The 25569-nt window shown below is 61.6% G+C and carries 33 protein-coding genes and 1 pseudogene; 12 read left to right on the top strand and 22 right to left on the bottom strand.

What is annotated here, in order from left to right:
- Positions 1 to 27: 27 nt before the first annotated feature.
- The 7 genes and pseudogenes from ACNFCJ_RS16245 to ACNFCJ_RS16215 all read left to right on the top strand — a co-directional run.
- Positions 28 to 471: pseudogene (locus ACNFCJ_RS16245) on the top strand (NAD(P)/FAD-dependent oxidoreductase); the annotation flags it as partial.
- Complete coding sequence (locus ACNFCJ_RS16240; RefSeq protein ID WP_416772461.1) at positions 457 to 678, top strand: hypothetical protein; 222 nt, start codon at positions 457 to 459, stop codon at positions 676 to 678. The pseudogene ACNFCJ_RS16245 and the gene ACNFCJ_RS16240, both read left to right, overlap by 15 nt.
- 282 nt (positions 679 to 960) lie before the next feature.
- Positions 961 to 1470, top strand: a complete 510-nt coding sequence (locus ACNFCJ_RS16235) for a hypothetical protein (RefSeq protein ID WP_416772413.1) — start codon at positions 961 to 963, stop codon at positions 1468 to 1470.
- The gene (locus ACNFCJ_RS16230; protein WP_416772412.1) at positions 1461 to 1880 is read left to right on the top strand and encodes a hypothetical protein; all 420 of its coding nucleotides are present in this window, start codon (positions 1461 to 1463) and stop codon (positions 1878 to 1880) included. Before ACNFCJ_RS16235 ends, ACNFCJ_RS16230 begins: the two co-directional genes overlap by 10 nt.
- Positions 1881 to 1954: 74 nt before the next feature.
- Complete coding sequence (locus tag ACNFCJ_RS16225) at positions 1955 to 3301, top strand: class II 3-deoxy-7-phosphoheptulonate synthase (RefSeq protein ID WP_416772410.1); 1347 nt, start codon at positions 1955 to 1957, stop codon at positions 3299 to 3301.
- A gap of 163 nt (positions 3302 to 3464) precedes the next feature.
- The gene (locus ACNFCJ_RS16220) at positions 3465 to 4211 is read left to right on the top strand and encodes a M48 family metalloprotease (protein WP_416772459.1); all 747 of its coding nucleotides are present in this window, start codon (positions 3465 to 3467) and stop codon (positions 4209 to 4211) included.
- A gap of 16 nt (positions 4212 to 4227) precedes the next feature.
- On the top strand, positions 4228 to 4653 hold the full coding sequence (locus tag ACNFCJ_RS16215) for a lysozyme inhibitor LprI family protein (protein WP_416772457.1): 426 nt from the start codon (positions 4228 to 4230) through the stop codon (positions 4651 to 4653).
- On the opposite strand, the gene ACNFCJ_RS16210 is transcribed toward ACNFCJ_RS16215, so the two are convergent.
- The 4 genes from ACNFCJ_RS16210 to ACNFCJ_RS16195 are packed head-to-tail and all read right to left on the bottom strand — an operon-like array spanning position 4650 to position 7514.
- Entirely contained in the window at positions 4650 to 5843 is a 1194-nt protein-coding gene (locus ACNFCJ_RS16210; protein ID WP_416772408.1) for a winged helix-turn-helix domain-containing protein, read from the bottom strand. The genes ACNFCJ_RS16215 and ACNFCJ_RS16210 overlap by 4 nt on opposite strands.
- Positions 5844 to 5857: 14 nt before the next feature.
- Positions 5858 to 6304 (bottom strand): DUF3291 domain-containing protein, encoded by a 447-nt coding sequence (locus ACNFCJ_RS16205; protein WP_416772406.1) that lies wholly within the window; start codon positions 6302 to 6304, stop codon positions 5858 to 5860.
- A 16-nt stretch (positions 6305 to 6320) separates the two neighbouring features.
- On the bottom strand, positions 6321 to 7265 hold the full coding sequence (locus ACNFCJ_RS16200; RefSeq protein ID WP_416772405.1) for a DMT family transporter: 945 nt from the start codon (positions 7263 to 7265) through the stop codon (positions 6321 to 6323).
- 24 nt (positions 7266 to 7289) lie between these two features.
- On the bottom strand, positions 7290 to 7514 hold the full coding sequence (locus tag ACNFCJ_RS16195) for a DUF1127 domain-containing protein (protein ID WP_099524006.1): 225 nt from the start codon (positions 7512 to 7514) through the stop codon (positions 7290 to 7292).
- 97 nt (positions 7515 to 7611) lie between these two features.
- Between ACNFCJ_RS16195 and ACNFCJ_RS16190 the strand changes: the two genes are divergently transcribed.
- A complete protein-coding gene (locus tag ACNFCJ_RS16190; protein WP_106732237.1) occupies positions 7612 to 8466 on the top strand; it encodes a LysR family transcriptional regulator in 855 nt (284 codons plus the stop codon).
- Here the strand turns inward: ACNFCJ_RS16190 and ACNFCJ_RS16185 are convergent.
- Positions 8461 to 9228 (bottom strand): sulfite exporter TauE/SafE family protein, encoded by a 768-nt coding sequence (locus tag ACNFCJ_RS16185; protein WP_416772404.1) that lies wholly within the window; start codon positions 9226 to 9228, stop codon positions 8461 to 8463. The two genes, ACNFCJ_RS16190 and ACNFCJ_RS16185, sit on opposite strands and share 6 nt — an antisense overlap.
- 100 nt (positions 9229 to 9328) lie before the next feature.
- Here ACNFCJ_RS16185 and ACNFCJ_RS16180 point away from each other — a divergent pair, with 100 nt between their 5' ends.
- Positions 9329 to 10291, top strand: a complete 963-nt coding sequence (locus ACNFCJ_RS16180; protein ID WP_416772403.1) for a LysR family transcriptional regulator — start codon at positions 9329 to 9331, stop codon at positions 10289 to 10291.
- A 94-nt stretch (positions 10292 to 10385) separates the two neighbouring features.
- Here the strand turns inward: ACNFCJ_RS16180 and efp are convergent, their stop codons facing one another.
- The 3 genes from efp to ACNFCJ_RS16165 all read right to left on the bottom strand — a co-directional run bounded on the left by efp (position 10386) and on the right by ACNFCJ_RS16165 (position 12450).
- Entirely contained in the window at positions 10386 to 10958 is a 573-nt protein-coding gene (gene efp, locus ACNFCJ_RS16175; protein ID WP_003460252.1) for an elongation factor P, read from the bottom strand.
- 34 nt (positions 10959 to 10992) lie between these two features.
- Positions 10993 to 12135: an elongation factor P maturation arginine rhamnosyltransferase EarP gene (earP, locus tag ACNFCJ_RS16170; RefSeq protein ID WP_416772401.1), complete on the bottom strand. Its 1143-nt coding sequence runs from the start codon at positions 12133 to 12135 to the stop codon at positions 10993 to 10995.
- A gap of 108 nt (positions 12136 to 12243) precedes the next feature.
- Entirely contained in the window at positions 12244 to 12450 is a 207-nt protein-coding gene (locus ACNFCJ_RS16165; RefSeq protein WP_099523996.1) for a hypothetical protein, read from the bottom strand.
- A 502-nt stretch (positions 12451 to 12952) separates the two neighbouring features.
- On the opposite strand from ACNFCJ_RS16165, the gene yecR reads away from it, so the two are divergent.
- From yecR to ACNFCJ_RS16150, 3 genes are all read left to right on the top strand, one after another.
- Positions 12953 to 13447, top strand: coding sequence for a YecR family lipoprotein (gene yecR, locus ACNFCJ_RS16160; RefSeq protein ID WP_296235827.1), 495 nt, complete (start codon positions 12953 to 12955; stop codon positions 13445 to 13447).
- 134 nt (positions 13448 to 13581) lie between these two features.
- A complete protein-coding gene (locus tag ACNFCJ_RS16155) occupies positions 13582 to 14472 on the top strand; it encodes a hypothetical protein (protein ID WP_296235825.1) in 891 nt (296 codons plus the stop codon).
- 383 nt (positions 14473 to 14855) lie between these two features.
- Positions 14856 to 15068 carry a hypothetical protein gene (locus ACNFCJ_RS16150; RefSeq protein WP_416772400.1) on the top strand — a complete coding sequence of 71 codons (213 nt, stop codon included), beginning with the start codon at positions 14856 to 14858 and terminating at the stop codon, positions 15066 to 15068.
- A gap of 255 nt (positions 15069 to 15323) precedes the next feature.
- Here ACNFCJ_RS16150 and ACNFCJ_RS16145 read toward each other — a convergent pair whose 3' ends face one another.
- From ACNFCJ_RS16145 to ACNFCJ_RS16080, 14 genes are all read right to left on the bottom strand, one after another.
- Positions 15324 to 17627, bottom strand: a complete 2304-nt coding sequence (locus ACNFCJ_RS16145; RefSeq protein ID WP_416772399.1) for a hypothetical protein — start codon at positions 17625 to 17627, stop codon at positions 15324 to 15326.
- Between the two features lie 175 nt (positions 17628 to 17802).
- On the bottom strand, positions 17803 to 18165 hold the full coding sequence (locus ACNFCJ_RS16140) for a hypothetical protein (RefSeq protein WP_296235819.1): 363 nt from the start codon (positions 18163 to 18165) through the stop codon (positions 17803 to 17805).
- Positions 18166 to 18263: 98 nt separating this feature from the next.
- Positions 18264 to 18503 carry a hypothetical protein gene (locus tag ACNFCJ_RS16135; RefSeq protein ID WP_416772397.1) on the bottom strand — a complete coding sequence of 80 codons (240 nt, stop codon included), beginning with the start codon at positions 18501 to 18503 and terminating at the stop codon, positions 18264 to 18266.
- 56 nt (positions 18504 to 18559) lie between these two features.
- Positions 18560 to 19888, bottom strand: coding sequence for a phage major capsid protein (locus ACNFCJ_RS16130; RefSeq protein ID WP_416772395.1), 1329 nt, complete (start codon positions 19886 to 19888; stop codon positions 18560 to 18562).
- Positions 19889 to 20000: 112 nt separating this feature from the next.
- The gene (locus ACNFCJ_RS16125; protein ID WP_416772394.1) at positions 20001 to 20237 is read right to left on the bottom strand and encodes a helix-turn-helix transcriptional regulator; all 237 of its coding nucleotides are present in this window, start codon (positions 20235 to 20237) and stop codon (positions 20001 to 20003) included.
- Positions 20230 to 20526, bottom strand: a complete 297-nt coding sequence (locus ACNFCJ_RS16120; protein WP_416772392.1) for a hypothetical protein — start codon at positions 20524 to 20526, stop codon at positions 20230 to 20232. Before ACNFCJ_RS16120 ends, ACNFCJ_RS16125 begins: the two co-directional genes overlap by 8 nt.
- A complete protein-coding gene (locus tag ACNFCJ_RS16115) occupies positions 20526 to 21785 on the bottom strand; it encodes an AAA family ATPase (protein WP_416772391.1) in 1260 nt (419 codons plus the stop codon). The genes ACNFCJ_RS16120 and ACNFCJ_RS16115 overlap by 1 nt, the downstream gene beginning before the upstream one ends.
- Positions 21782 to 22195, bottom strand: a complete 414-nt coding sequence (locus tag ACNFCJ_RS16110; protein ID WP_416772390.1) for a virulence-associated protein E — start codon at positions 22193 to 22195, stop codon at positions 21782 to 21784. The genes ACNFCJ_RS16115 and ACNFCJ_RS16110 overlap by 4 nt, the downstream gene beginning before the upstream one ends.
- Positions 22196 to 22200: 5 nt before the next feature.
- Positions 22201 to 22524, bottom strand: coding sequence for a DUF3077 domain-containing protein (locus ACNFCJ_RS16105; RefSeq protein WP_416772388.1), 324 nt, complete (start codon positions 22522 to 22524; stop codon positions 22201 to 22203).
- Positions 22524 to 22838: a hypothetical protein gene (locus tag ACNFCJ_RS16100; RefSeq protein WP_416772386.1), complete on the bottom strand. Its 315-nt coding sequence runs from the start codon at positions 22836 to 22838 to the stop codon at positions 22524 to 22526. Before ACNFCJ_RS16100 ends, ACNFCJ_RS16105 begins: the two co-directional genes overlap by 1 nt.
- Positions 22835 to 22996, bottom strand: coding sequence for a hypothetical protein (locus ACNFCJ_RS16095; RefSeq protein WP_296235803.1), 162 nt, complete (start codon positions 22994 to 22996; stop codon positions 22835 to 22837). The genes ACNFCJ_RS16100 and ACNFCJ_RS16095 overlap by 4 nt, the downstream gene beginning before the upstream one ends.
- Positions 22997 to 23277: 281 nt before the next feature.
- Positions 23278 to 23523, bottom strand: coding sequence for a helix-turn-helix transcriptional regulator (locus ACNFCJ_RS16090; protein ID WP_296235801.1), 246 nt, complete (start codon positions 23521 to 23523; stop codon positions 23278 to 23280).
- 85 nt (positions 23524 to 23608) lie between these two features.
- Complete coding sequence (locus tag ACNFCJ_RS16085) at positions 23609 to 24154, bottom strand: hypothetical protein (RefSeq protein ID WP_296235799.1); 546 nt, start codon at positions 24152 to 24154, stop codon at positions 23609 to 23611.
- On the bottom strand, positions 24151 to 25464 hold the full coding sequence (locus ACNFCJ_RS16080) for a tyrosine-type recombinase/integrase (protein ID WP_416772384.1): 1314 nt from the start codon (positions 25462 to 25464) through the stop codon (positions 24151 to 24153). Before ACNFCJ_RS16080 ends, ACNFCJ_RS16085 begins: the two co-directional genes overlap by 4 nt.
- Positions 25465 to 25569 lie beyond the last annotated feature (105 nt).

Below are 25569 nucleotides of genomic sequence, written 5' to 3'. Positions count from 1 at the left end.
GCACTCATAACAATAACGAGGTTCGCCATGTACGCCATCATAGGTGCCGGCCCCATGGGCCTGTGCACGGCACGGCAATTGAAAAAGTACGGCATCGATTTCGTCGGCTTCGTGCTGCACAGCGACGTTGGCGGGCTGTGGGATATCGATAACCCGCAAAGCAGCATGTACCAATCGGCGCACCTGATCTCCTCCAAGGGCACCACCGAATTTCGTGAATTCCCCATGCGCGCCGAGGTGGCGCCCTACCCGCACCACAGCGAAATGCGCCGCAATTTTCACGACTACGCCAGACAGTTTCGTCTCTACGAGCATTACCAGTTCGACACCCGTGTGCTGCAGGTGCAGCGCGAGCAAGATGGCTGGAAGCTGATCAGCGAGCGCAACGGCGAGCAGGGCGAATGGCAGCAGATCAACCGCCACCTGCTGCTTGGCACCCTGTTGCCCGGCACGCTCATTGGCACGTCACTCGGCTATTGGCTGCTGCCTTATCTGGACACCCAGGCGCTGAAGGTCGGCTTCGGTGCGCTGATCATCTGGTTCGCCGGCCGCGAACTATGGCGCCTGCGCCGGGCGACCGCACTACCGCAACGCCCGGCCTGGCTGACCCGTTGCATTACCCTGGCTGCCGGCCTCAGTCATGGCCTGTTCGCCTCGGGTGGCCCGCTGCTGGTCTAAGGCCTGGCCGGCTCCCAACTGGACAAGACGCGGCTGCGCGCCACCTTGGTCACTGTCTGGTTCACCCTCAACAGCCTGCTCACCCCGCCTTTCTTCTCGAAGGCCGCCTGCTGCCGGCGCTGCCTCAGGTGCTCACCTACGCCCCGCTTCTGCTGCTCGGCGTGTGGCTGGGCGAACGCCTGCATCGACGCTTCGACGCTTCGACGAGCGTCATTTCCGCCTCGCCATCTACATCCTGCTGTTGGTCACCGGCATCCTGCTGCTGGCGCCCTGGAGACTGCCATGAGCTACGACATCATCATCATCATCATCATCATCATCATCATCATCATCATCATCATCATCAACAGCGGCCTGTACTTTGATGGCACCGGCGCGCCGGGGGCAATCCGCCATATCGGTATCCGTGACGGCAAGGTCGAGGCACTCAGCCTCAGCCCACTGGACGAGGCCAGTTGCCCTGAGGTGATCGATGCCAAGGGCCAGTGGCTTACCCCCGGCTTCCTGGATATCCACTCTCACTACGATGCCGAGGTGATCGCCGCCCCCGCACTGAAGGAGTCGGTGCGCCACGGCGTCACCAGTGTGACCATCGGCTCCTGCTCCATCAGCAAGGTGCTGGCTGATGCCGAGGACTGCTCCGACCTGTTCACCCGCGTCGAGGCGGTGCCGCGCGAGTACGTGCTGCCGATTGGCGCGACGCCGCCGGCTATCGCGCCTTCTACGACCAGTTGCCGCTGGGGCCGAACGTCAATTCCTTCCTCGGCCATTCCGAACTGCGTGTGGCAGTGATCTGCCTGGAGCGCGCCACCAGCCGGGTGACTCCGAGCGACGCCGAACTTACGCGCATGGAGCAACTGCTCGAAGAAGCGCTGGACGCTGGCTGTATCGGCCTGTCGGTGATAACCACGCGGCTGGACAAGATGGACGGCGACCGCGCCTGGTCCAGCCCGCTGCCGTCGACCTTCGCCAGCTGGAAGGAATTCTCTCGCCTGTTCGCCGTGCTGCGGCGGCGCGGCGCCGTGCTGCAGGGCGCGCCAAACGCGGTGACCAAGGTCAACGGCCGCATCGCCTATCGTCGCGGCCTGGAATACCCGGATGACCTGAGCAAGGCGCAGCGCTATGGACGCTTCCTGCCAGCGCGTGATGTGTCGCCACGCACGCTACCTGAGCGGGCATTCGAACCGGCACCGGCGTCATGAGCCAATACACGTAGGGGCCGCGGGGCTTATCGGTTACCATGCGCCTCCGCCTGATCAACCGCTAGAGACGCAGCATGTCCAACGCCTGGAGCCCCGAAAGCTGGAGGGCCAAGCCCATCCAGCAGCAGCCTGAATACCCTGATGCCGCGCACCTGACCCGCGTCGAGCAAACTCTGGCCGGCTACCCGCCACTGGTGTTCGCTGGCGAGGCGCGCGAGCTACGCCGCCAGTTCGCCGAAGTTACCCAGGGCCGCGCGTTCCTGCTGCAGGGCGGCGACTGCGCCGAGAGCTTCGCCGAGTTTTCCGCCGCGAAAATCCGCGACACCTTCAAGGTGCTGCTGCAGATGGCCATCGTCATGACCTTCGCCGCCGGCTGCCCGGTGGTCAAGGTCGGTCGCATGGCTGGCCAGTTCGCCAAGCCGCGCTCGTCCGGCAGCGAAACCATCGATGGCGTCACCCTGCCCGCTTACCGCGGCGACATCGTCAACGGCATCGGTTTCGACGTCGCCAGTCGCGTACCCGATCCGGAACGCCTTATACAGGCCTACCACCAGGCCACCGCCAGCCTCAACCTGCTGCGCGCCTTCGCCCAGGGCGGCTTCGCCGACCTGCACCAGGTGCACCAGTGGAACCTCGACTTCATCGCCAACTCGGCGCTGGCCGAGAAATACCACCAGCTCGCCGGTCGCATCGACGAAACCCTGGCCTTCATGCGCGCCGTGGGCATGGACAGCGCGCCGCAACTGCGCGAAACCAGCTTCTTCACCGCCCACGAAGCGTTGCTGCTGAACTACGAAGAAGCCTTCGTCCGTCGCGACAGTCTCACCGGCCGCTGGTACGACTGCTCCGCGCACATGCTGTGGATCGGCGACCGTACCCGTCAGTTGGACGGCGCCCACGTCGAGTTCATGCGCGGCATCGAGAACCCCATCGGCGTCAAGGTCGGCCCGAGCATGGACCCGGACGAGCTGATCCGCCTGATCGACACCCTCAACCCGGACAACGATCCGGGTCGCCTCAACCTGATCGTGCGCATGGGCGCGGACAAGGTCGAAGCACACTTCCCGCGCCTGCTACGCAAGGTCAAGGAAGAGGGTCGCCAGGTGCTATGGAGCTGCGACCCCATGCACGGCAACACCATCAAGGCCAGCAGTGGCTACAAAACCCGCGATTTCGCGCAGATTCTCAGCGAAGTCCGGCAGTTCTTCGCTGTGCACCAGGCCGAAGGCACCTACGCCGGTGGCATCCATATCGAGATGACCGGGCAGAACGTCACCGAGTGCATCGGCGGCTCACGCCCGATCACTGAGGACGGCTTGTCCGACCGCTACCACACGCACTGCGACCCGCGCATGAATGCCGATCAGTCCCTGGAACTGGCCTTCATGATCGCCGAAACGCTGAAGCAGGTACGCCGCTGACCCTCAGCGCCCTGGCCACTGGCCAGGGCGCGAACCGGCTCGCACATCTTCTGTGCGCTATCCGGCATAATGCCGCCCCAACGCGAGCACCGTGCAGGTGCCAAAGATGCTACCCAGCCGGAAAGGACTCGCGGCCAACACCCCCCAACAAGGACGATGAACCATACAACTGCGCACCACCCTCTCCGCTCTCGCCCTGTCCAGCGCCGCTCTGCTGACTGGCTGCCAGAACATGCCCCCCGACGCCATGCTGCAATCGGGCCTGATGGCCGTGCAGGCCGCGACTCTCAGCGACGCCGAAGCACGCAGCATGGCCGACCAGGCCTGCGCCGAAATGGATGCCGAAGCCACTATCGCTGGCCCGAACAGCCCATACAGCAAGCGTTTGGACAAGATCGCCAACAACCTCGGCCATCAGATCAACGGCACGCCGATCACTTACAGGGTGTACCAGGCCGACGAGGTCAACGCCTGGGCCATGGCCAACGGTTGCGTACGTGTCTACAGCGGCCTGATGACCGACAACGAAGTGGAAGGCGTGCTCGGCCACGAGATTGGCCACGTCGCCCTTGGCCACAGCAAAAAGGCCATGCAGAGCGCCTACGCCACCACCGCCGCACGCAATGCTGCAGCCGCTTCGGGCAATGCCTCCGTCGCCGCCCTGTCCGCCTCGCAGCTCGGCGCCCTGGGTGAGCAGCTGGTCAACGCGCAGTTCTCACAAAGCCAGGAAAACGCCGCCGACAACTTCTCCTTCGACCTGCTGACCCAGCGCAACATCCCGCACGACGGCCTGGTCACCGCGTTCGAGAAGCTGGCCAAGCTGGGCGGCGGCGAAAGCAGCATGTTCTCCTCGCACCCGGGCTCCAGCGACCGCGCCGCCAACATGCGCACACGCCTGGCGGCCAAGTAAAGATCAGGTTCAGGGGCTGCAGTGCAGCCCCCTGTCTCATTGGAAGATTGCCATTTCGATACTGCGTAAAGGCCTCCTGCCGCTTACTCTGCTGCTGCCGCTCGGCGCCTGGGGTGACTACGACAAGCAGTACCAGGCCTGCCTGGACGCCAGTGGGATGATCAACAACGCCAGCGTCGCCGGCTGCGCCGAAGGTGTATCGGAAACGGTGAAGAAGGAGATGAACCGCGTCTACCAGCAGCTATTCCTCAAGCTGCAGGAAAGTCAGCCAGCGGACGCCGAACAGCTGGAAACGGCGCAGAAGGCCTGGTTGATCTACCGCAACGGCCAGTGCGACCTGCAGGGCAAGCACGTCGGCTCGCCGATGTACTACACCTGCCCGATGGAGCTGAATATCCAGCGCGTCGAGGAACTGAAGTTCCTGCTGGAAAACGGCGGCTAATCGAGCAAGTTCCGCAGATTGACGCTCGGCGCCAGCCACACCTCTTCCAGGCCCAGCCAATGCGCCAGCGCGCGCAGCGAATCACCCAGCGCCAGACGCGCCTCCTCACTCAACACTGCCTCCTCCAGATGCACTGCATGCACGGCCAGGCGCCCGGCCGCGCGCTCGCTGCGCAGATCCACCCGCGCCAGCAGGCGTTCATGGTGCAGAAACGGCAGCACGTAGTAGCCATACACGCGCTTGGCCTGCGGAGTGTAGATCTCCAGCCGATAGCGGAAGCCGAACAACCGCTCGGTGCGCTCGCGTTCCCAGATCAGAGAATCGAACGGCGACAGCAACGCTCTATGGCGAATACGCCGGGGAATGCGCGGCTCGCCCCTGCAATAGGCCGCCTGCCGCCACCCCTGCACTGTGACCGGCAACAGCTCGCCCGCCTCCACCAGTTCAGCGATACGGCGCTTGCTGTCACTGACGTCCAACCGGTAGTAGTCGCGCAAATCGCGCTCGGTCGCCACACCCAGGGCATCGGCCGAACGCAGCAAGAGGCGGCGCTGCGCTTCGGCCTCATCCAGGTCCGGGTGGTTCAACACCTCCACGGGAATGACCCGCTCCGGCAGGTCGTACAGCCGCTCGAAGCCACGCCGCCCAGCCACAGTCACCTCGCCTGCGGCGAACAGCCATTCCAGCGCCGTCTTTTCCGCGCTCCAGTCCCACCAGGGGCCGGCCTTCTCGGTATGCGAGGACAGGCTGCCGGCGCCCAGTGCACCGCGCTCGCGCACGGCCTGAAGCACGCTATCCAAAACGTCGCGACGCTCGACCCCGAACTTCGCCAACTCGCGGTAGATGCCCTGCCCATCTGCCGCTCGGCGCATACGCCAGCGCAGCAGCGGGTAAAGCTCAAGCGGCAACAATGACGCCTCATGCCCCCAGTACTCGAACAGACACCTGCGCCGGGCCCGGCCCCAGGCCAGTTCATCGAGGTGCTCGGCCTGGTAATGACCGAGGCGGGAAAAAACCGGCAAGTAGTGGGAGCGCACCAGGGCAATGACCGAATCGATCTGCAACACGCCCAAACGCTCGATCTGCGCCTGCAGGTGCTTGTGGCCAACGGCGCCGCGTGGCGTACGGCCGAAACCCTGGGCAGCCAGGGCCAGACGGCGCGCTTCAGCGAGAGAAAGAGAAAGGGTCATGGCGACTCAGCCTATCAGGCTGGCGCCGCGAACGCATGACGGAAGGTAAAGGCCTGCGCCGTCGCGCCATGCTCGCGCAGATGAGCCAGGCGTTCGGCAGCCTCGGTCACGCTTGGCCGATGCCCCGCCGGCACCCACCACAGCACCTGATGCGCCTGCTCGACGCGTTCGAACCATTCGCGACGGCGCTTGAGCATCTCGGTATGCGCCGATTTGTAGACGTAGTCACTGAGCGACTGCACATCCTCCCAAACCGACATGTTCACCAACACCTCGTCACCGAACGGACGAATCGCCGTGGCATCGCCCGCCTCGTCCTGCAAACGCCAGACATAGCCGGGCGAACCCTCTGCCAGCGCATTGATACGCTCCAGATTGGCGACGAAGTCAGCCATATCCGGAGACTCCAGCGGCGCCTTCATCCAGGCGATGTTCAGTTGAGCCAAGTGATAAGCGGGCAATTTCAGCCTCCTTGCGTCAGGGTTGTTGCGGCAGGCCACGCCAACCGGCCAGGCGACGGCGCAACCAGGCCTCGCTACTGACCAGGGTGATGCCCGACAGCACCAGCGCCGCGCCGATGATGAAGTTCAGAGTCAGCGGTTCGTCCAGCACCAGCACGCCGAAGGTGACGCCAAACAGCGGGGTCATGAAGGAGAAAACTGCCATGTTCGAAGCCAGGTAGCGGCGCAGCAGCCAGAACCAGGTCAGGTAGGTGAAGAACGACACCACCACACCCTGCAGCAGAATGCTGGCGAGGGCCACAGGCGTCCAACGCAGTTGGGACAGGTCCACCACCATCAGCGCATAGGCCAGCAACAGTACGAACGCCACCGCCAACTGATAGAACAGGGTCAACCCGGCCGGCGCTTCGGACAGGCGCGAACCCCGCACGACGACCGTGGTTGCACCCCAGGCCATGCCGGCGCAAAGCCCCAGCGCATCGCCCAGCAGCATACCGGCATCGACCTCAGCCCAATTGCCACCGACACCAAATGCCATCACTACCCCGCCGAAACACAAGGTGATACCCAGCCACTGCAGGCGTCGCAAGCGCTCGCTGGGCAACAGAAAGTGCAGCCCAAGCGCCGAGAAGATCGGCGCGGTATAAAGAAATACCGCCATATGCGAAGCCGTGGTGTAGCGCAGGCCAAGGGCGATGAAGAAGAACTCCAGTGCGAACAACACGCCCGCCAGCAGTCCAGCCAGCCACGTCGAGCTGACCCATTCGCGCCATCCGCGCTGCCACAGCAAGAGCAAGCCGACCAGCACGGCGGCGATGCCGGAGCGCAAGGCCACCTGCAGCATGGGCGCGATATCGTCCGCGGCCAGCTTGATCGCCACCTGCTGACTGCCCCAGATGGCGCATAACAACATCATCAGCTGGAACAGGAAAAAATCAGAACCCTTGCGCACCGCGGTCATTCAACAACTCCTGTCATGTACTACTCACTTTTTCAACGGGTCATCCCAGAACGGCCGCTCGGCCTCCTGCAACACATCAGCTCGGGACAGTCCCAGGTCCTTCAATGCAGCATCATTCAGTTGCGCCAGCTGTGCCCGCTCGCGAGCCAGTTGACGCCAGCGCCGCAGCATACGCCATACACCGCCCAGCGACGGCAACCGTTCGAAGTGGATGGCCTGAGCCAACGCATAACCTTTCTGACCTTTCATCTTTTCGCCCTCCCTGTGGGGTTGGCGTCAGTGTCGGGCTCAGCTTAAGATCAATCCAACGAATGTTTCTTATGGCATCCATCTCGAGGATTGATGAATGGCCTTCCACCCCAGTATTGATACCGAATTGCTGCGCAGCTTCGTTGCCATCGCCGACACCGGCGGTTTCACCCGCGCCGCAGAAACGGTCAATCGCACCCAGTCAGCGGTGAGCATGCAGATGAAGCGGCTGGAGGAAGACGTGGTGCAGCGCCCGTTGTTCGAGCGCGACGGCCGTCAGGTGCGGCTGACGCCAGAGGGCCAGGTGCTGCTGGGTTATGCGCGGCGCATCCTCAAGCTGCATGGCGAGGTACTCAACACCCTGCGCGAACCGCATATGGTGGGTGCCGTGCGCATCGGTACGCCGGACGACTACGTGATGCGCTTTCTGCCGGAGATTCTCTCGCGCTTCGCTCAGGCCTATCCGCTGGTGCAAGTAGAGGTGCATTGCGAGCCGTCGGGACAACTGCTGCTGCGCCAGGATCTGGACCTGACCATCGTCACCCGTCAACCCGGCAAGGAGATCGGCCAACTACTGCGCCAGGAGCGCTTTGCCTGGGCCGTGGCCCAGGGCTTCTGCCCGCACGAGCAGAATCCCATGCCGCTGGCCATGTTCAATGCCGACTGCTTCTGCCGCGAATGGGCCTGCAACGCGCTGGACACGATGGGGCGCCCCTACCGCATCGCCTATACCAGCCCGAGCCTGTCGGCGATCTTCGCCGTGGTACGCGCAGGCCTGGCCGTTACCGCACAGCTGCAGAGCCTGATCACCTCCGACCTGCGCATGCTCGGCGAGGCCGAAGGCCTGCCGCTGCTGCCACTGACCAGCATCGTGCTGCTACGCAATGAAAGTAGCCAATCCCCCGTAACCGAATGCCTGGCCGATCACATCGTCGAAGGTTTTCGCTTATAGGCTGCCGCTCGATTCCAGCGCCAACATCAGCGCACAGAGCAGCAGGAAACCGCAGAACAGGGTGCGCAGCAGGCGCTCTGGCAGCGAATGCGCCAGGCGCACTCCCCAACTGATGCTGAGCAGGCCACCGACGGCCAACGGCACGCCCATCCACCAGTTGACTTGGTGGTGCGCGGCGTAGGTGAGTAGGGTCACCCCAGTACTGGGTAGTGCCAACGACAGCGAAAGTCCCTGCGCCACCACCTGCGTGGTGCCGAACACACTGGTCAACACCGGTGTCGCCACCACGGCGCCACCCACCCCGAACAGACCGCCCATGGCACCGGACACGCCGCCCAGCACACCCAGCCATCCCCAGGGATGACGTAGCTCAGCGCTGGCTGGCACCTGAGCCATCAGCATACGCACCAGGTTGTAGGCCGCCAGAGCTAGCAGGAAGCCGACGAAGGCCCAGCGCATGGTGCGCGAATCCACCTCCACCGCATACAGTGAGGCCAGCCAGGCGCAGAAGAAACTGGTAACGCCGAGCAGCAGGGCATAGCGCAGATCGATGCGATTGCGTTGATGGTAACGCCAGATCGCCAGCATCACGTTCGGCACTACCATGACCAGTGCAGTCCCTTGAGCAAGCTGCTGATCCAGCCCGAAGACAATGCCCAGCACCGGAATGGCGATCAACCCACCACCGATGCCGAACAAGCCGCCCAATGTTCCCAGACCCAGACCCAGCAATAGATTCAGCAACAGGTCGAACAGATTCATGACACCTCCAGATAGAGGACGCATGTTAGTCAGTCACGGCTAGCGCGGAAACGCACAGCAACGCACAATGGCTTTGCTTAATACGCACAAGCAGGCTGCCATGAACCCCGATACCCTGACCGACCAACTGGAACTCTTTCTCGACGTGCTGGAGACCGGTAGCTTCTCCGCAGCCGCCAGACGTCACCCGCTCACACCCTCGGCCGTGGCACGCCGCATCGATGCCCTGGAGCGCGCCATGGGCAGCAGTCTGTTCAGTCGCACGACCCATGCAGTACGCGTCACACCGGCGGGTCTGGCGTTCGCTGAGCGCGCTAGGCGCATCCTCGCCGAGTTGCACCTGGCGCGCGCCGAAGCGGTCTCCTTGAGCAGCGCACCCGAAGGCATGATCCGTATCGATGCCCCTTCGCCTTTCGGCAGGCGTCACCTGGCCCCGGCGATTGCAGAGTTCCTGCGCGCCAACCCCGGCCTGGACGTTCAACTGCGGCTGATCGACAGCTTCATCGACCTGCAGGGCGAGCACCTGGGCGAGGTGGATATCGTCGTGCGCATCGGCCCGCTACCGGACAGCCGACTGGTCGCCACGCCCCTGGCATCAATGACCCGCATCGTCTGCGCCAGCCCGGACTACCTGCGTCGACGCGGCATCCCACGCAGCCCACTGGAGCTGGAGCAACACGACGGCCTCGACTGGGACAGCCTCGCCCCACCCTACGCGTGGCGCTTCGAAGTCGACGGCAAATTGCAGCTGTGCAAACCCAAGCGTTTGCGTCAGACCAGCAACAATGCCGAGACCTTGCTGTTCAGCGCCCTCGCTGGCCTTGGCGTGGCACACCTGCCCACCTGGATGAGCAGCGATCACCTGCAGCGCGGCGAGCTGATCCCGCTGTTCTGCGAACAGGGCTTGCCGCCCGTCGAGCCGGTGAGCATCTACGCCCTGCGCCTGGAGCGCGAAGCCAGCCCACGGACACGGCTGCTGCTGAGTTTCCTGAAGCAGCGCTTCGGCTTTCCACCACCCTGGGACCAGGCGCTAAAGGCCAGCCTGGCCATGCCGCAGCAGTAAGGCCTGTGTGGGAGCGGCTTCAGCCGCGATAGCGCCCTGAAAATCAGGCACAAAAAACCCGGCACCTAGGCCGGGTTTCTCGTGCAGCTTACGCTCAGGCCGGAGCCTGGGTGCGGCCCTTGTAGGAGCCGTCACGGGTATCGATCTCGATCCAGTCGTCGATGTCGACGAACTCGGCAACCTTGATCTCGGTACCGTTGCGCAGCTTGGCAGGCTTCATCACCTTACCGGAGGTGTCGCCACGAGCAGCGTTCTCGGTGTAGACAACCTGACGCACGATGGTGGTCGGCAGGTCAACGGAGATCACTTTGCCTTCGAAGAACACGGCTTCGCAGACGTCGCTCATGCCTTCTTCGATGAACGGCAGAACGCTTTCCAGATCTTCGGAGCGCAGCTCGTAAGAGTTGTATTCCGGGTCCATGAACACGTAGTCCTCACCGCTGATGTAGGACAGGTTCACTTCCTTGCGCTCGAGAATCACCGGCTCCATCTTGTCGTCGGCTTTGTAGACGGTCTCGGTCTTGGAACCGTTGAGCAGGTTCTTCAGCTTCATCTTGACGATGGCGCTGTTACGACCGGACTTGGTGAACTCGGCCTTCTGGATCAGCCACGGCTGGCCATCGATCAGGGCCACGCTGTTGACTCTCATTTCTTGTGCAGTTTTCATGCGGATATCCGAAATATGCGGGAGGTACAGAAATCTAGGCCGCGTATGATAGCCAATTTAAGTAAAACTGTTCCAGCGCCGTGGCAAGATCCGACCGAGCGGCCTGCTGATCGCACCACTGCTCGGCGTGTCGCTGCAGTGCCGGCCATGCCGCGAGAAGCGCAGGCCAGGCTGTTTCCATTCCATCGCCGGTGTTCCACGCACGCCAGAATTCAGCCTGAGCGGCGGCAGCTTCCGGCATCAGATCGGCGTCGTAGATCGCCAGAAACGCCTCAAGTTTGTCCCAGTGTGCCCCCTCCTCTTGCGGGTAAATGTGCCAGAGCAGCGGTCGACCGGCCCATTGCGCGCGGATGAAGGAGTCCTCACCGCGCACCGCATTCAAATCGCAGCACCACAACAGGCGGTCGTAGTCGCCCTGAGCCACGAAAGGCAGTACATGGATCAGCAGATTACCGCGCCTGCTGTGATCACCCGGCGACAACGGCCCTTCACCCAGCCAGGTCTGCAAATCGGCAAGAATCTTGCCCTGCGGCACCAGTAACTGCGTCGGCTGCGGATCGGCTGCCAGTGCATCCAGCCATCCTGCCAGGCCTGCGTTCTCATAGGCGAATAGAGAAATCAGCCGCGCCCCGGGCTTACGCACCACCCCGAGTGACTGCAGGAACGCCTGCTGCGCCTGCGCATCAGCCTGAAAGGCACGCCGCCGCGTCAGCAAATCGGCTTCGCGCAGCAAACCGCCCGTGTCCTCCACGAATCCAGGGAAGAAAAAGAACTTCTGCAAGCCTCCAGGTTGCGGCGATGGCAGGCCATGGCAGCCTGCGACCCAGTCCTCGGCACTGAGATACTCAAGATTCAGCCACAAACGGCGCTTACCGCTGAGAGTCATCGCCTCGATATAAGACGCAGGCAACTGACAGGCGAAGGCCTCGACCACCACTTGCGCGGGCTCAACCGCAGGGAACGGCTCTACCCACTGGCGCACCTCGACACCACTCCAATGCTGACATTGAGCATCAAGGCTGGCCTCGGGGCACAAGCGTACGAACGCCCCCAGCTCGTCGACCCACAGACGCACCGCATGCCCCTGCTCGGCCGCCAGTTGCCGGGCCAGCCGCCAAGTCACGCCGATATCACCGTAGTTGTCGACCACGCTGCAGAAGATGTCCCACCTGGCCACACTGCGCCCCTTCGGAAAATGATCGCCATTCTAACCGGCGAACAAGAAAAAGCCCGCCAGAGGCGGGCCAAGGGGAGCGCTGGAGCGAGCGCGGGGTAAAACAGAGAATCAGGCCAGCAGCGAATCGCCCTCACGACGAATAGCGCTGCTGAGCATCCAGACCGCCTGGCAAGCCAGCGCAGCCTCGCGGGAAGCGAAGGGACCGGCTTTCGGTTGGCCATCCACCATCACCAGCCAGCACGCCATGTGACCGTCGGAGCGGAGCTCAGCCGGCACCGCACTACCAACCAGGGAAACCACATCAATACGGGACATCATGACCTCCAATCCAACTCAAACTCTGTTGGGCTCAACATTAGGCCGATGCAGCGCTAGACAGAAATCAGTGCTCTCGATAGTGACCATGGATATTGCCAATGGCAGCAGCGCAGGCGCCGACACAGGCTGTGCCGTGCACCTGACAGGCAAGAGTGGCTACGCAAAGAACGAAGCCCTCAAGGCTGTAAAACCTTGAGGGCTCAGAAGCACGTCTAGATGCATGCGGGAACATACGGGCACAAAAAAACCGGCTAAAGAGGCCGGTTTACTTGGGTTTCAGGTCCACTAGGGAACATCTGAAATCATGTCAATGGTGCCGAAGCCGGACTCGAAGAACACCACTCAAGCGCCCAGGAAATCTGGTAGTTCCAGATCAATAATTCCTTCCATATACCCAAACGTATACCTAAAACCAAAGGTACCGGCCGGTCAGTTCCTGCTATCCCGGGCGCATCTCGTAGTGGCAGAATGCCGCGAAGATCCTGACAAGGAGGTCGCCATGCGCGCCATCCCGCTCGCCCTACTCGCTCTCGCCGCAACTGCTGCCGTGACTGGCTGCGCCACCAAGAAAGACTTCTACGCCATGGGCGGTAGTCGCGCGGATGGTACGGTAGACATGGCCTACGACTTCGCCCCATTCGAGAAGCCGGTCGTCAACAGGAGCCAAGCCCAGAGCATCGCCAAGGCGAAGTGCCAGGTCTGGGGCTATCAGGATGCCGAGTCGTTTGGCGGCCAGCAGCAGAACTGCCATCAGTTCAACGGCTATGGCTCCTGCGTTGCCGGCCAGATCGTGATCAAGTACCAGTGCATCGGCGACGGTGCTCAGAACGCCCCTGCCAGCTCATTCGCGCCCACAGCGGCCCCATCCGCCACCCCTCCGGGTGCCCTCTCCCGCGACCAATGGAAACAGCAGCAACTCCAGAAGCTCGGCCAGGAAACCGGCCTGTCCTACGAGGAATACCAGCGCCGATATCGCCAGATAATGGGGCAGTAATCTGGTCAGTTCTCGATGCGGTGAGGTGCTCCAGTGCTGCACCTTAAGGCTGAGCATCGATCCAATCGCGAACAAACATTAATAGGAGTAATGCTTTGAGTAACGGAAGCCTCTCGAGCTTGTACGAAGTCAGTATGCCTCTGGCTTTCTACTACGACACAAAATACCCCGTTCCGATACCCGTAATCGTCAAGGCACTGTCATCTCTAGATAGGCTTTCCGTTGCCCTCCCAGCATTCTTCTCGTCGCTAAGCGGTGTAGAGATAGACAGCTGTGAGATCAAGGTTTCCAAGATAGAAAGTGGTAGCCTTAAGGAGATTTTTGAGCTCGGTCTTAAATTTCTGACCGCTCAAGAGAAGAAGAAATTCGAAACTTGGCTGAAGACGACAAAAATGGGTTCAGTGACTCGAATAGCAGGGGCTGGGGCTTTTGCGGCAGCGGCTGTGCTTGTGGTTGTATCCAGTGGGCTGACACTGGTGAACCAGTTTTCAGGAACGAATGCCCCATCCATTACGGCTAATAACAGTAATGTCATAGTGGCAGGCGGTGACGTGTTCAATGCCACGCAAAAACAGATAGACGATGCCGTTGCGGCAGGAATGAAAGCGGATAAGAAGAAGATCGCCGCCGCTTCGATAGATTTTGTTAAACCAGCAGCAGGAGCGAATGGCGGTGCCATTTATGCTGGTGAGAAGGCAGTCGCAGCGACAGTTACGATATCGCAAGCCGCGGCAACAGACTCTCCAGAGAGGGTTGATTTCAGCGCAGGAGATCTCGAAGTGAATTACTCCAATGTTGACGTCGACATCAGGAAGCTCAATAGAGACTCAGATACTGGCTGGATCGCCGTCATCCCATCTATCGCCACGAAGAAGAAGCTTGCGCTTTCATTTGACCCTAGCGTAGACATGACGAAGGCGAAGCGTGACCAACATATCAAAGCCGACTTAACCGTTACTTACACACAAGACCCAAACAAGGGCTCAATGGTGCCGAAAGGTGTGCTTGTGACAAAGATTTACTGAGTACCGTTCAGCCCCGTCCTCGCGGGGCTTTCCGTTTCAGGTGCAATCGTTTGCACTGGCCCCAGCTAAAATCGACCTGCTGCTAGGGTATTCAAGCTGTCTACTCACTTCGGACCGGTTGGCTTTCCAGCCATCTCGCTACCTCAAATTTTTAAATTCGAATTTTGACGGCGCGAAAATTTGGCTCCCCCCGTCGTTCGGGCATCCAATGGCCGCGAGGTTTTACCCCGCCCTCCCCATTTGTGCTCGCAGGGCGCGCCGACGCGCTCACTGAAAAGGTTGCAGCCAGGCCGGCAGAGCATGCAGCTTGTGAGATGGCAACTTGCAATCGCGCCTCTGTGCCTCTATGAGTAGCAGCTCAACAACTCAGTAAGGAACCAGCTATGTCTCAATCAACAATCACCGCGAGCGTTCTTCATTCTTCAATCTCTGGTGGCGTTGACGATGCTGCGCGTCGTCGCGCCTATGCTGTGGCCGCAGCCCTGGAGGTGATCGCGGCCAAAGCTTCTGGTGCTGACGCCACCAGTCTGAAGGTGGAGTTCTCGAACCTGTCGACATACGCCGACCAGATCCAGGCCGCACTCGCCAAGCAGTGAGCAATCCTGGGGCGCCGAACCACCTCGCGCACCTTCCTTCACCCTCTCCCCTCAAAGTGAGGAAATCCCACTGTACAGTGGGATTTTCGGGGCAGACCTGGTTACGCAGACGATGGCGCAGATCAGCGCCATCCTGATTGATGAGATTGCCTGCGTTGCAGGAGATCATCCGCGCTGTTCTCCCTAGCGAAAACAAGAAGACCCCGCGCCAGTGTCGCTGGGCGGGGTCTGTACATACCCGGAAAAACGGGAGTGTTAGCGCAATCGAGTACTCCCGAACTTCATCCGTGCGCGCTTCAGCTCTTGCCCTAGGCTCGGCGATGGCTGCACATAGGTCTGCAGTACCTGATCGCCCAAAGCGATATCCAGTCTGCCAAAGCTCTTGAAGGCCGGTTCTGCTGCACCTGCAAGCGTGGAGGCTTCGACCAATCCCCCATCCGCAAACCGAGAAATTGGCATTCCGCGGTTGAGGAGATCGAGGAAGCCTTGGCCCAGCCGGCTCACCGCCGCGGCGCGGATAACGTACTCGCCATTCGACAGCAGGGCCGGGATGCTGTCGCTGGTGCCGGAGCCTGGGCCGCGCACCATCCCCCCGGTGGCGAACTTGTCCACCTGGGCGGGCTGTTGCGCTCCGGCGGCTCCAACTACTGGGGTAACCGGGATGACCAACTGCGCGGCGAACTGTTGCGCCAGCGCGGCGATCTGCTGCTGCGCCTGGCTCGATGCCTCCTGATCGACCTGAAGGTCAACGCTCAACGGCGGCAAGTTGGTGAAGCTGTTCTCGCCGTCCTGGCGAATGCCCTGGGGCAGCACGTCCACGGGAACAGGCGGCAGGTTGGTGAAGCTATTCGGCCCATCCTGTCGTATCCCCGTTGGCACCACCTCAACCTCGACCGGCGGCAGATTGGTGAAGCTGTTGTGGCCATCCTGCCGGATCGGCGCAGCGCTGGGCGGCGGAGTTGCTGCCCTGGGAGTGCCGGCGCGATTGCTTTCCGACGTCGCGGCCACGGCTGACGAGGCTACGGTTTCGCCCGCGGCCAGCTTGCTCAACGCCTCGATGTCCGCGCGAGCCTTGGCCAGAGCCTTCTCGTCCATCTGCACGCTGATCACGGTGGTGCTGATGCTGTCGAGCAGTTCCTTCAGGTCTATAGCCTTCTGCTGAACCTCATCGAAACTGTTCTTCGCCTTGTCGACGCTGATCTGATCGGCCTGGTCTTCGATGGCCTGCAGGCTCTTGATGAAGCCGGCAAAACCGTAGGTGTTCGCGCCCGCGTCGGCCAACTGCTGCAGCATCTCCAGGGCGGCCTGGGCGTTCGCCTTGGCGCCCTCGACGTCGCCGGCGCGCAGCGCTTGATTCGCTGCGTTCCTGAGCGACATGACGCCGATCAGCGAGGCCTCCGGGCCTGCGCCAGCATTGACCTTGGCCAGCGCGTCGCTGTAGCGCTTCTGGGTGTCCAGTTGCGCCTTTTTCGCTGCCTCCAGCTCCGTGGCTGCAGCCTTCTCGGCCCCCACCATGGCCTTGAGAGCTGCCTCTGCATTGCTGACGGCTTCGGTCTGCTTTGCCTTCAGTTGGTTGACGCTCTCGGTGTAGTCGGCAACGCGCTGCTGTTCGATCTTCTTGAGGTCGTCGGCCGCCGACTCCTGCTCAGCGACGCCGGCGCTCTTCTTGGTGAAACCGAAGGTCAGAAAACCCAGCGCTGCATCGGTCAACTCTGGCCGGCTGAGCAGCCGGAAATACTCCAGAAACTTGTCGAGCCAGCCGGGCGCTTGCGCCTGGTTGGCTTGCTTCACCACCCCTGACATCCTGTCGACGCTAGCCGTGAAAGTGTCGATCACGCCGGTGGCGTTGATGGCTTCGGCTGCCACCCCGGTCACCTGGTTGGCCAGCCCCTGGCCAGCGCCGCTGAGGTCGCGGAGCGAGCTGTTGAAGCGGCGAATGCTCTCCGTGGTTTCTTCGTCCAGAATACGCCCCAGCCGCTCGGCCTCATCGCCCAGGGCGCGCGCCGCGGCACCGTTTTGTGACAGCAGCGGGAGCAGCAGCGCGGCATCGTTGGCGATCGCCTCCAGATAGAAGGTCATCTCGCTCTGGCTGAGATTGGCCTTCTCCAGTGAGTTGACGTAGAGCTGCAGGGCATCGGGGCCAGACAGGTTCCGGAAGTTCTCCGCAGTGACGCCTACCTTCGGCGCGATGTTCTCGAAGAAGTCGGCCATCGGGCCGCCACCGGTCTGCAGAAAGTCCCCGACCTTGTCCTGCACATCCTTGAAGATGTCGCCCAGTTTGTCCTGCTCGAACCCTACCGACTTCGCGGCATAGGCCCATCGCTGGAATTGAGCGGCCGACGCCCCCGAAAGGCTAGCCAACCTCGACATCTGCTCTACTGCTGCAGCGGTATTCTTGAGGAAGTTGGCCATTACCCCAACAGAGAACGCGCCCGCCAGAGCGGAGCCGGCGGCCTTGGCTTTCCCGCTCAGGCTGGTCAGTGAGTTATCGACCTCATTGAACGCCTTGCGAGTTCTGTTCTGGCCCTCAACGATCAGTTGCGTTTTAACCTTGCTCATCCGCCGAACCCCTTCAGGATCTTCTTGAAATCTGCAGCTTTTGCATGGGCTGCCCGTGCGGCTATAAGGCTCACCCGGGCGCGCTCCATGCCTTCACGCTCAATGGCCCCGAGAAACAGCTGAAGCTGATCCAAGGTGTATCGACCAACGGCATCGGGTGGATGACCAGCCTGGATCAGCTTTTGGGCGAGGTCGCCCCAGCCAACAGCGCCGTCGCGTTGACCAGGGCTTGCTCGAAAAAACGCGAGTTCAACGCAATAACGTGCAGCATGAGTTCAACACCAACCGTGACGGGAAGCCGTGCGATACGCCATTTCGTGAGGTTGGTGCAATTGGCCAGCACGGCCTGAACAACTTCCGCACGCTTTGACCAGCTATAGATCTGCGACAAGTCGCCCTTGGCCAGGAGCGCAAGCAGTTCAGCCGAGGCGGTACCGAACTCATCGAAGGAACGGAACTCAACCGGGCGGATAGAGACCCAGCGGCGTCCGACCTTGATGCGGGTTGCTGCTGGAAAAAGGATCTGTAGCTCGTTCATATGGGAAACTCCTGAATTTCATTTTTCGCGGGTATGGAAATTTGGCTCCCCCCGTCGTTCGAGGCTGCCAAGATCGTGAGGTTTTGCCCTGCCCCCTGTCAGAAGCTGGGATCCAGGATCGGAGGATCGTTGCGCAGGCTTTCCAGCACACCCGCGGGGCTCAGCCCCTTCTCCTGTAGTTCATCAATCCGTTGATTGAGCAACGCCCGGGCACCTGCTCGATACATCAAGACGCGGCACTTCCTGAGAAGTTGGATGGTGTCCTCGATGTTGGTGTGATCGGCATCTGCTGCGACTACGCCCACCGGGGCAGTGACGGCTTCATTGGTCTCATTCATGATTCGTTTCCGCTTAAATCTGGAGATGGCCCGCCGACGGCAGGCCATGAGTGGGGTTAGCCGCCAGTGGAGTTGAGTTCGACCAGCAGGTTCGCGGTGGGGGCATACACAGCCAGGCCGGCACGCAGCTCTGCCAGGATCGTCACCAGGTTGCGGCGGAAGTTGCTGCCGTCGTGGCGGCTGGCTTCTACGGTCACCTCCTGGCGATCGAGAAGGGCGAGCGTTGCGGTATCCAGCACTAGGGCTTGACCATCAGGCATCGCAACAGTCACCACAACCGGCACACCCCACAGGCTGGGCGGAGAAGGGTCGCGTGGACTGCCCAGGACATACTGGCCGTTGCCGGTCTCCGCTCGCTCACTGGCGATCTGGAACCAGTCCGCCGGATTCATGATCACTGCGCTCGGCGCCCAGCCGCGCGCCTTCAGGCTGGTAATGGCTTCGCCGATGCGGTCGGCTGCATGTGGCATGGTGGAGACGAGCGGCAGCGCCTGGCTGATCAGCCCCTCGATCTCTCCCGGGCCGCCGGCGCCAGCAATCAGCTCGCGCTCGAGCTTTTGGCGTACGCCAGTGCTCATCAGCATGCCGATCTGGTTTTCCAGTTCGCTGTTGTCGTCCAGCACCTGCTTACTGGCAGGAAGCCAAGCGGCAATGGTCGCAATTTCCGCGCGCTTCAAGGCGGTTGGCAATTCGCCTTCGGCCTTCTCATCGCCCTCTTTCTCCTGATAGTCAGCGCCACTCAGGAAGTCATCCAGGTGGACATACTCATAGGTCGAGCTCTCCACCGGAAGGATTGGCAGAACATCCAGCAGGGTCAGAGCCGGAGTCGGCACACCGACAATGCCAGGAGCACGCTGTGGCGCAGTGGGAAAGGAGTTGCTATCGGTATTGCCGCGACCTGGGTTGGTGAGCGCTGCTTTCACGCCTTCTTGCTGAGTGATGCGGCCGCTGGTTTTTTGCCCTGCCTTGACTGCGGCAATGCCTTCAGAGCCAGCGACGTGCGCAGCGATGACACTGTTGGTTTCGGCGGATCCGCGGGTAGCGGAAGCGAAGCCGCTACCGACCGCTTTTTGCTCCAGTTCCAGCAGGCGCGCCTGCAGCTCAAGCTGCTTCTCGCCATAATTTTTCAGACCTTCCTGATGGTTAGCCAGGGTGTCGTTGTGGGCTTTCATAACGGCGGCCATTTGGCCAATGTCGTTATCCATTTCGGTCATTTCCTCGGTGATAGTGGCAAGTACGCGGGAATCGGTGGGCGATGGGCCGTTACCGGCGGCGGCTTGAGCGCGCAGGCGTTCCCAGCGTGATTCGTTTTTCTGTGCCATCGGATTGGCTCCGGTGTTTGTGCATGGGGAGAAGAAGGAAGAGCCACCGACAGCGCCCGGCATGTCGGTGACCCACCAGCGCGAAGCGTGGTGTAAGCAGGTAGCGCCCGGCGTACCTGGCTATGGGGATAACCCTACGAACCACTGGCTCGCAGGTCAGCGTCTAACTTGGTCGTTATCCGACGGTTTTGGTGACGAACAGACAGATATCGTCGACTTTGTAGAAGCGCCTGTTACCTCTGCGGACGAAAGGTATTGGCGCCTGCCCAGCAGCAGCCAACCGGCGGAGATAGCTCTGGGCGTAGCCAAGCAAGTCAGCTACAGCAGGCTCTGGAACCAGCCCACCGAGAAGTGGCGTCACCCCCATGCGCTGGAGAGCAGACAGTACCTCTTCTTTGAGGGGATCAGTCACGGGGCACCTCCACATCCGGCCAGCGCCAGCGCGCTGCATCCAGCGCCTCGGCATGGGTGATTGGCTCGGTGATCATCACGCACAGGGGGTTCCCGCCCCGTGTGATCTGCCAATGGGATCGGCGCTCCTGGCCGTCGTTGGCGGCCAGTTCAGCGAGTAGCTCCAGGCGGTGGGCCTTGATGTATTTGCGCACGTCATCGGTGAGGCGGCTGGCAGGGGAAACCACCAGATGCTTGCCGGAGACCTTGGCCGAAAAGCCCTTTTCGGTGAGGTAGTCGATAGCGGCCATCACAGTGCCTCCGCATCCGATTCATCGAAGGCTGGCGGCACTGGGTGGCTGCTCAGGGGAGGAGGCTCATTTGCCCATTCGTGCCCTTTTTCCTCATTCGTGCCCTCTCCTGAGAGTGGGCACGAATGGGTTTCGGAGGGCACGAATGGAGATTTGGGCACGAATGCAGGCAGCGACCAGTAGGAGATAATCTCCTTGCCGAAGCCCTCGCGGACGATTTCGACGGCCAGTTTCTCCCGTGCAGATCGCACCTGTTTGGCCGAAAAGCCATTATTGGCCATCGTCCGCTTCGCCTCTTTCCCGTCGATCCGGCCGGCGCTCAGAACCCGGCGTAGCACCTCGGTCGGATCGTCCTCGTCGGGATCGTTATCGAGGCTGAGTTGTTCAACGTCCGCCAGGATCTCCCGGGCACTGCCGTCGATCACGTCACCCCAGGTTGCACGCACGGTCGCGATTCCGCCGTCGATGGTGGTCGGCTCGATCATGTAGGTGCAGCCGCCGTCGTCGGCACTGATGTTCGACTTGGCTCGCGCCAGCACCCGGTCTTCCTCTCCCTCACGCTTGGCACTGACCAGCACCATGCGCGCCAGGGCGGTGAATGCCTGGCTGCCCAGCACGCGCTCGGCGGGGCTGCTGGCCTGGCTGCCCTTGGAAAAGTGCGAAATGCCCACCACGGCGGCGCCATGCTGCTCCGCCAGGTTCACCAGAGGCTGCAGCGACCGGCGAACGTCGTTGGCGCGGTGCATGTCGCCGCTCACCGCTGCCACGATGGGATCGATCATGATCAGGCCGGCGCCGCCGATGCGCTCCATCTCCCGCGCCAGCAGGTCGCAATCACGTGAAGGGTCGAACGGCTCCTGCTCGCCCAGGTCGTTGATACGGCCCTGCATGATGAATACGCGGCTCAAGTCAGCGGCGGCGGCGATCAAGCGAGGGATGATGGTGTGCTCGGCAGAGTCCTCGCTGGAGAAGATCACCGCGTTCTGCTTCTCGCTGCAGTGAGTACCGTCCGGCCAGCGGCCACCGCTGGTCATGGTGGCGATCAGGCCCAGAGTAAGGGTGGTTTTTCCATCACCGCCGGCACCGGCCAGGATGGTGAGCATTCCCCTGGGCAACCACTGTGGCCAAAGCCACTGCGCTGCCTTCGGGGTGATGGTCGCGGCCGACACAAGGTTGGCACGCCAGGCTGACGCGCATGCAGGCTTGGGCAGAGTACTGACACCTTCCCACTCCTTGGCAAATCGATCACCGCCGCTCATGCAGTCACCCCCAGGCGCTGCTTGGCCAGCTCGAAGCGGGCCTGATCCTCGATGCTCAGTCGGCATCCGGTCTGCTGCATAGAGAGGCCGATCTGATAGACGGTACGCTCATGCTCGACAGCGGCCCGGCTCGGCCCTCGGCGCGCCGGCTTGTCGCCGGGGAACAGGTCGCGCAGCTCCAGACCGATCGCCGTGAGAATGTCGCGGGTGGTGCAGCCGGCCCAGCAGTGCATCAGCACCTTGCCGTCCTCGGCCTCGCGGATGCTTAGGCTAGGGTCCCTGTCATCGTGGGCAGGGCAGCAGGCTTTCCAGCGTCCGGAGCCTGCCGCTTTGACCTTATCCAGGCGGCCCAGCACTTTCTCCAGGCAAGCCGATCCCATCAGCGCATGGGCGCCGTTTTGAATAGTCATGGTGGTTACTCCCCGGCCTGAGCTTTCAGCAGCAGGTCTTCGCCATCGTCAATACCTTCCCAGGCCGCATCGAGAGCGGCCTTAGCCTGGGTGACGAGAATCAGAACCGCGGCGCTCTGATTGCAGTCCATGCCGCCATCATCCGCAGCTGAAGTCAGCAGCTGCTTGACGGTGTAGAGAAGGCACGACGCTGTTTCCAGCGCAGAGTCGACCGGAACACCGGCATTTACCGAGAACATCGGGTGCTCTTTGGTATCACCAGCGAATGCGTGGAAACGGTTTTGGATCGTCGTAGCCTGCTTGGCGGTCTTTTGGTTGCGAGTTTTCATTACAGGCCCCTCCCTTCCGCTGCGATCCTCTCCAACTTTTCACTCCGATCCCAAAGCACTTGGGATAGCAGTTCAAGCCCGCTCAAAAGGCAGCCCTTCGTAAAGTCGCTCAGCGGCTCACAGTCGTCACCGGATGCCCTGCTTATCAAATCAGCCTGCAAGACCTGGGCGATGCCGCAAACGGCCTGGCCGGCTTTGTCGATAGCCTTGCTGATGGATTCAATTTCGCCTTTCAGGGACGCATTCAGGGGCGCCTTGACTTGCGCAGCCTCGATAGCTTCAGCAATGACGGATTGATTGGTAACTGCGTTCATTTCACACCCCCTACGGACTCCAAGGCGCGAGCGCGCTGCATGGCTTCGTTGTAGCGAGCCAGGCGGACAGACAGGGAGGAATTGCCACGCAAAGCAGCGAAGGCACGAGCCTTCCACGCAGCGGCATGGGATGCGGACGGATTGAGGGCGTGTTTCATGGGCGGAGCTCCTAGAGTTAAGGAGCCGTCACCGCTCGCGGCCAAGCGAGGAATGGTGACAGCTGTACGCAGGTTGGCCGACCGGGACTCTAGGCACCCGGCACACCCGAAGGTGTCCCACGCACAGCCGCCATAACACGATGCTGTGGGCACAAAAAAAGCGCCTGCAATCGGATGGTGGGCGCTTGTGCGCCTAGAGGTTCTCGACCGGCCAAGGTCGGTCACAGGATTTACTGCGACACGCAAACCATAGCCCTGAGCGAGAGGAAGTGCAAGCGGTATCATGCTGCGTCCCTCCCGGCCAGCTTGGCTTCCTGATACGCGGCGATTTCCCGGGCCGCGAAGTAAGACCGGGCCGAGCGAGCATGGCCATCCTTGATGGGCTTCGGGAAGTTGGAGTCGCTGGCCATCAGCTTGTACAGCCCGGAGCGTGACTTGCGCAGCAGGCTGCAGACTTCGCTGAAGCTCAGCATCTGCTCTACACCAGAGGCCTGGTGTGTTGAGTTTTGATAGTTGGGGTTTTGCATCGGCGTGTCCTCAGTTGCTTGCCGATGCCTAAACTATGCGCGAGCTAAAACGCAGAAAACCCGGTCCACTAGCGGACCGGGTAATTCAGTTGCCTTCTTGGAATGCCTCAATCGACTTACGACTTAGCCAATCGTCATAGACCGTGCGCTGATCAACCCCCGCCTCTGCAGCCACAGCATATGCAAAAGCCTTTTTGTCTCCTCGCTTATGAGGTACGCCAGCCAACCACTCCTCAATCGCCTTGGCCTTGGCTGCATTCGTCTCAGCATGACTGGCAGCACCTCCGGCAGCGCGTTTCTGCCTTTCCTGTTTCCGGCCTTGGAGGCCACCCCACACCGCAAGCAGAGCGTTAGCATCACCGATAGACTTGGCAAGTGTGTAAGCAAGGTTCATGGCTTCTTCGATAGGCTGTTTTGTAGCCAAAGCGTCGGAGCAGAGCTGTGCCACGGCTACTACACGGCGAGCATGAATGGAGATATTGCCGGGCCACCCAAGCCGCTCTATTTCGAGAGTGTCCATCAGCGGCCGAAACTGCTCAATCAACTGCGCCAGGCTTTCCTCAGTGAGGCATTGCAGATGATGAAACTGCGGCACACTGAGCCTTGTGGGGCTGCCATGACGTTTACTCATGCCCTGAACAGCTCCAGCACATTGCCGGCCTCGGCGGCCGGATGGGCGAAGTCGTAGGGGGTGACGTGCTGTTTCCGGTTGGCATCGAGATAGTCTGCCCACCACTGCACCATCAGCCGGCGCTCTTCCAGGTGCTCCGCTTTGTGAATGTAGGCAGCGCGCACGCTGTTGCGCTCCTGGTGACTCATTTGCCGTTCAACGGCCTCCCGACTCCACAAACCCGACTCAACCAGCGCAGAGCAAGCCATAGCGCGGAAGCCATGGCCACAGACCTCGGCCTTGGTGTCGTAGCCCATGCGGCGCAGTGCAGCGTTTACGGTGTTCTCGCTCATTGGCTTGTGGTGGTAGTGGTCACCTGGGAACAGCAGCTCATAGCGCCCGGACAGCTGATCGACCTGGGCCAGCAGATCCAGGGCCTGGCGGCTCAGGGGCACAAGGTGCGGCGTGCGCATCTTGGCGCCGCGGCTGGAGTGCTTCACGCCATCGATAGCCTCACGCTCGGCCGGGATCGTCCACAGGCTGTTGTGTGAGTCGACCTCTTGGCGGCGAGCAAAGCGCAGCTCGCTGGAGCGGATGAAGACCAGCAGTGTGAGCCCTACGGCCAGCCGGGTCAGCGGGCGCCCCTTGTAGTCGTCGATACGCTGCAGCAGCTCGGGCAAGCGTTCCAGGGGCAATGCGGGCCTGTGCGCCGCCTTACGCGTGGCAGTGACGCCCTGTAGGTCACGAGCTGGGTTGCTGTCGATGTGCCCATGCTGAACGGCGTAGCGCATGATGCCGTCGATGTACTGACGCAGCCGACCGGCCAGCTCGAGGTGGTCATTCTTCTCGGCGGACTTGAGGGGCTGGATTAGGTCACGCACCTTCAGGTCAGCGACAGAGCGATCACCCAGTACCGGGAACAGGTGTTGTTCCAGACGGGTCAGCACCTTGGCGGCGTGATCCTTCGACCACTTGCGGGCGCCTGCTGCGTGCCACTCCAGGCCAACAGCCTTGAAGGTATTGGTGGTTGCAGCGACTGCCGCTGCCCTCACCTGCCTGGCGTTCTCGATGGGGTCTATGCCATTAGCCAATAGCTCCAGCGCCTCAGCACGACGCACCCGGGCAGCCTTTAGGCTCAGGGCAGGATAGCTGCCAAAGGTGGCCAGCCCGCCCTTCCCGCTCGGCCTGGTGAACTTGAAGCGCCAGACCTTGCTGCCGTTGGCCTTGACCAGCAGGAACAGGCCCTGGCCATCGAACAGGGTGTAATCCTTCTCGCGCGGCTTGGCGGCCTCGCACTTGGCGTCAGAGAGCGGAGTTACGGTGCGTGCCATGGGTATACGATCCTCAATCGAACCGACGTATACCCAAACGTATACCTAAAATAGGTATATGTACAGACGCATGCGGGAACATACGGGCACAAAAAAACCGGCTAC

Source organism: Pseudomonas sp. NY15364, from assembly GCF_048068235.1.
Lineage (GTDB): Bacteria > Pseudomonadota > Gammaproteobacteria > Pseudomonadales > Pseudomonadaceae > Aquipseudomonas > Aquipseudomonas mendocina_D.
Note: the sequence above shows the minus strand (reverse complement) of the source record. Positions and strands in the feature narration are given on the sequence as shown.

Bases quoted from the DNA above. Each gene is read 5' to 3' on its own strand.
- ACNFCJ_RS16235 (WP_416772413.1), top strand. From the start codon at position 961: ATGAGCTACGACATCATCATCATCATCATCATCATCATCATCATCATC.
- ACNFCJ_RS16225 (WP_416772410.1), top strand. From the start codon at position 1,955: ATGTCCAACGCCTGGAGCCCCGAAAGCTGGAGGGCCAAGCCCATCCAG.
- ACNFCJ_RS16210 (WP_416772408.1), bottom strand. From the start codon at position 5,843: ATGACCCTTTCTCTTTCTCTCGCTGAAGCGCGCCGTCTGGCCCTGGCT.
- ACNFCJ_RS16200 (WP_416772405.1), bottom strand. From the start codon at position 7,265: ATGACCGCGGTGCGCAAGGGTTCTGATTTTTTCCTGTTCCAGCTGATG.
- ACNFCJ_RS16195 (WP_099524006.1), bottom strand. From the start codon at position 7,514: ATGAAAGGTCAGAAAGGTTATGCGTTGGCTCAGGCCATCCACTTCGAA.
- ACNFCJ_RS16190 (WP_106732237.1), top strand. From the start codon at position 7,612: ATGGCCTTCCACCCCAGTATTGATACCGAATTGCTGCGCAGCTTCGTT.
- ACNFCJ_RS16185 (WP_416772404.1), bottom strand. From the start codon at position 9,228: ATGAATCTGTTCGACCTGTTGCTGAATCTATTGCTGGGTCTGGGTCTG.
- ACNFCJ_RS16180 (WP_416772403.1), top strand. From the start codon at position 9,329: ATGAACCCCGATACCCTGACCGACCAACTGGAACTCTTTCTCGACGTG.
- efp (WP_003460252.1), bottom strand. From the start codon at position 10,958: ATGAAAACTGCACAAGAAATGAGAGTCAACAGCGTGGCCCTGATCGAT.
- ACNFCJ_RS16165 (WP_099523996.1), bottom strand. From the start codon at position 12,450: ATGTCCCGTATTGATGTGGTTTCCCTGGTTGGTAGTGCGGTGCCGGCT.
- yecR (WP_296235827.1), top strand. From the start codon at position 12,953: ATGCGCGCCATCCCGCTCGCCCTACTCGCTCTCGCCGCAACTGCTGCC.
- ACNFCJ_RS16155 (WP_296235825.1), top strand. From the start codon at position 13,582: ATGCCTCTGGCTTTCTACTACGACACAAAATACCCCGTTCCGATACCC.
- ACNFCJ_RS16150 (WP_416772400.1), top strand. From the start codon at position 14,856: ATGTCTCAATCAACAATCACCGCGAGCGTTCTTCATTCTTCAATCTCT.
- ACNFCJ_RS16145 (WP_416772399.1), bottom strand. From the start codon at position 17,627: ATGAGCAAGGTTAAAACGCAACTGATCGTTGAGGGCCAGAACAGAACT.
- ACNFCJ_RS16140 (WP_296235819.1), bottom strand. From the start codon at position 18,165: ATGAACGAGCTACAGATCCTTTTTCCAGCAGCAACCCGCATCAAGGTC.
- ACNFCJ_RS16135 (WP_416772397.1), bottom strand. From the start codon at position 18,503: ATGAATGAGACCAATGAAGCCGTCACTGCCCCGGTGGGCGTAGTCGCA.
- ACNFCJ_RS16130 (WP_416772395.1), bottom strand. From the start codon at position 19,888: ATGCCGGGCGCTGTCGGTGGCTCTTCCTTCTTCTCCCCATGCACAAAC.
- ACNFCJ_RS16120 (WP_416772392.1), bottom strand. From the start codon at position 20,526: ATGGCCGCTATCGACTACCTCACCGAAAAGGGCTTTTCGGCCAAGGTC.
- ACNFCJ_RS16115 (WP_416772391.1), bottom strand. From the start codon at position 21,785: ATGAGCGGCGGTGATCGATTTGCCAAGGAGTGGGAAGGTGTCAGTACT.
- ACNFCJ_RS16110 (WP_416772390.1), bottom strand. From the start codon at position 22,195: ATGACTATTCAAAACGGCGCCCATGCGCTGATGGGATCGGCTTGCCTG.
- ACNFCJ_RS16105 (WP_416772388.1), bottom strand. From the start codon at position 22,524: ATGAAAACTCGCAACCAAAAGACCGCCAAGCAGGCTACGACGATCCAA.
- ACNFCJ_RS16100 (WP_416772386.1), bottom strand. From the start codon at position 22,838: ATGAACGCAGTTACCAATCAATCCGTCATTGCTGAAGCTATCGAGGCT.
- ACNFCJ_RS16095 (WP_296235803.1), bottom strand. From the start codon at position 22,996: ATGAAACACGCCCTCAATCCGTCCGCATCCCATGCCGCTGCGTGGAAG.
- ACNFCJ_RS16090 (WP_296235801.1), bottom strand. From the start codon at position 23,523: ATGCAAAACCCCAACTATCAAAACTCAACACACCAGGCCTCTGGTGTA.
- ACNFCJ_RS16085 (WP_296235799.1), bottom strand. From the start codon at position 24,154: ATGAGTAAACGTCATGGCAGCCCCACAAGGCTCAGTGTGCCGCAGTTT.
- ACNFCJ_RS16080 (WP_416772384.1), bottom strand. From the start codon at position 25,464: ATGGCACGCACCGTAACTCCGCTCTCTGACGCCAAGTGCGAGGCCGCC.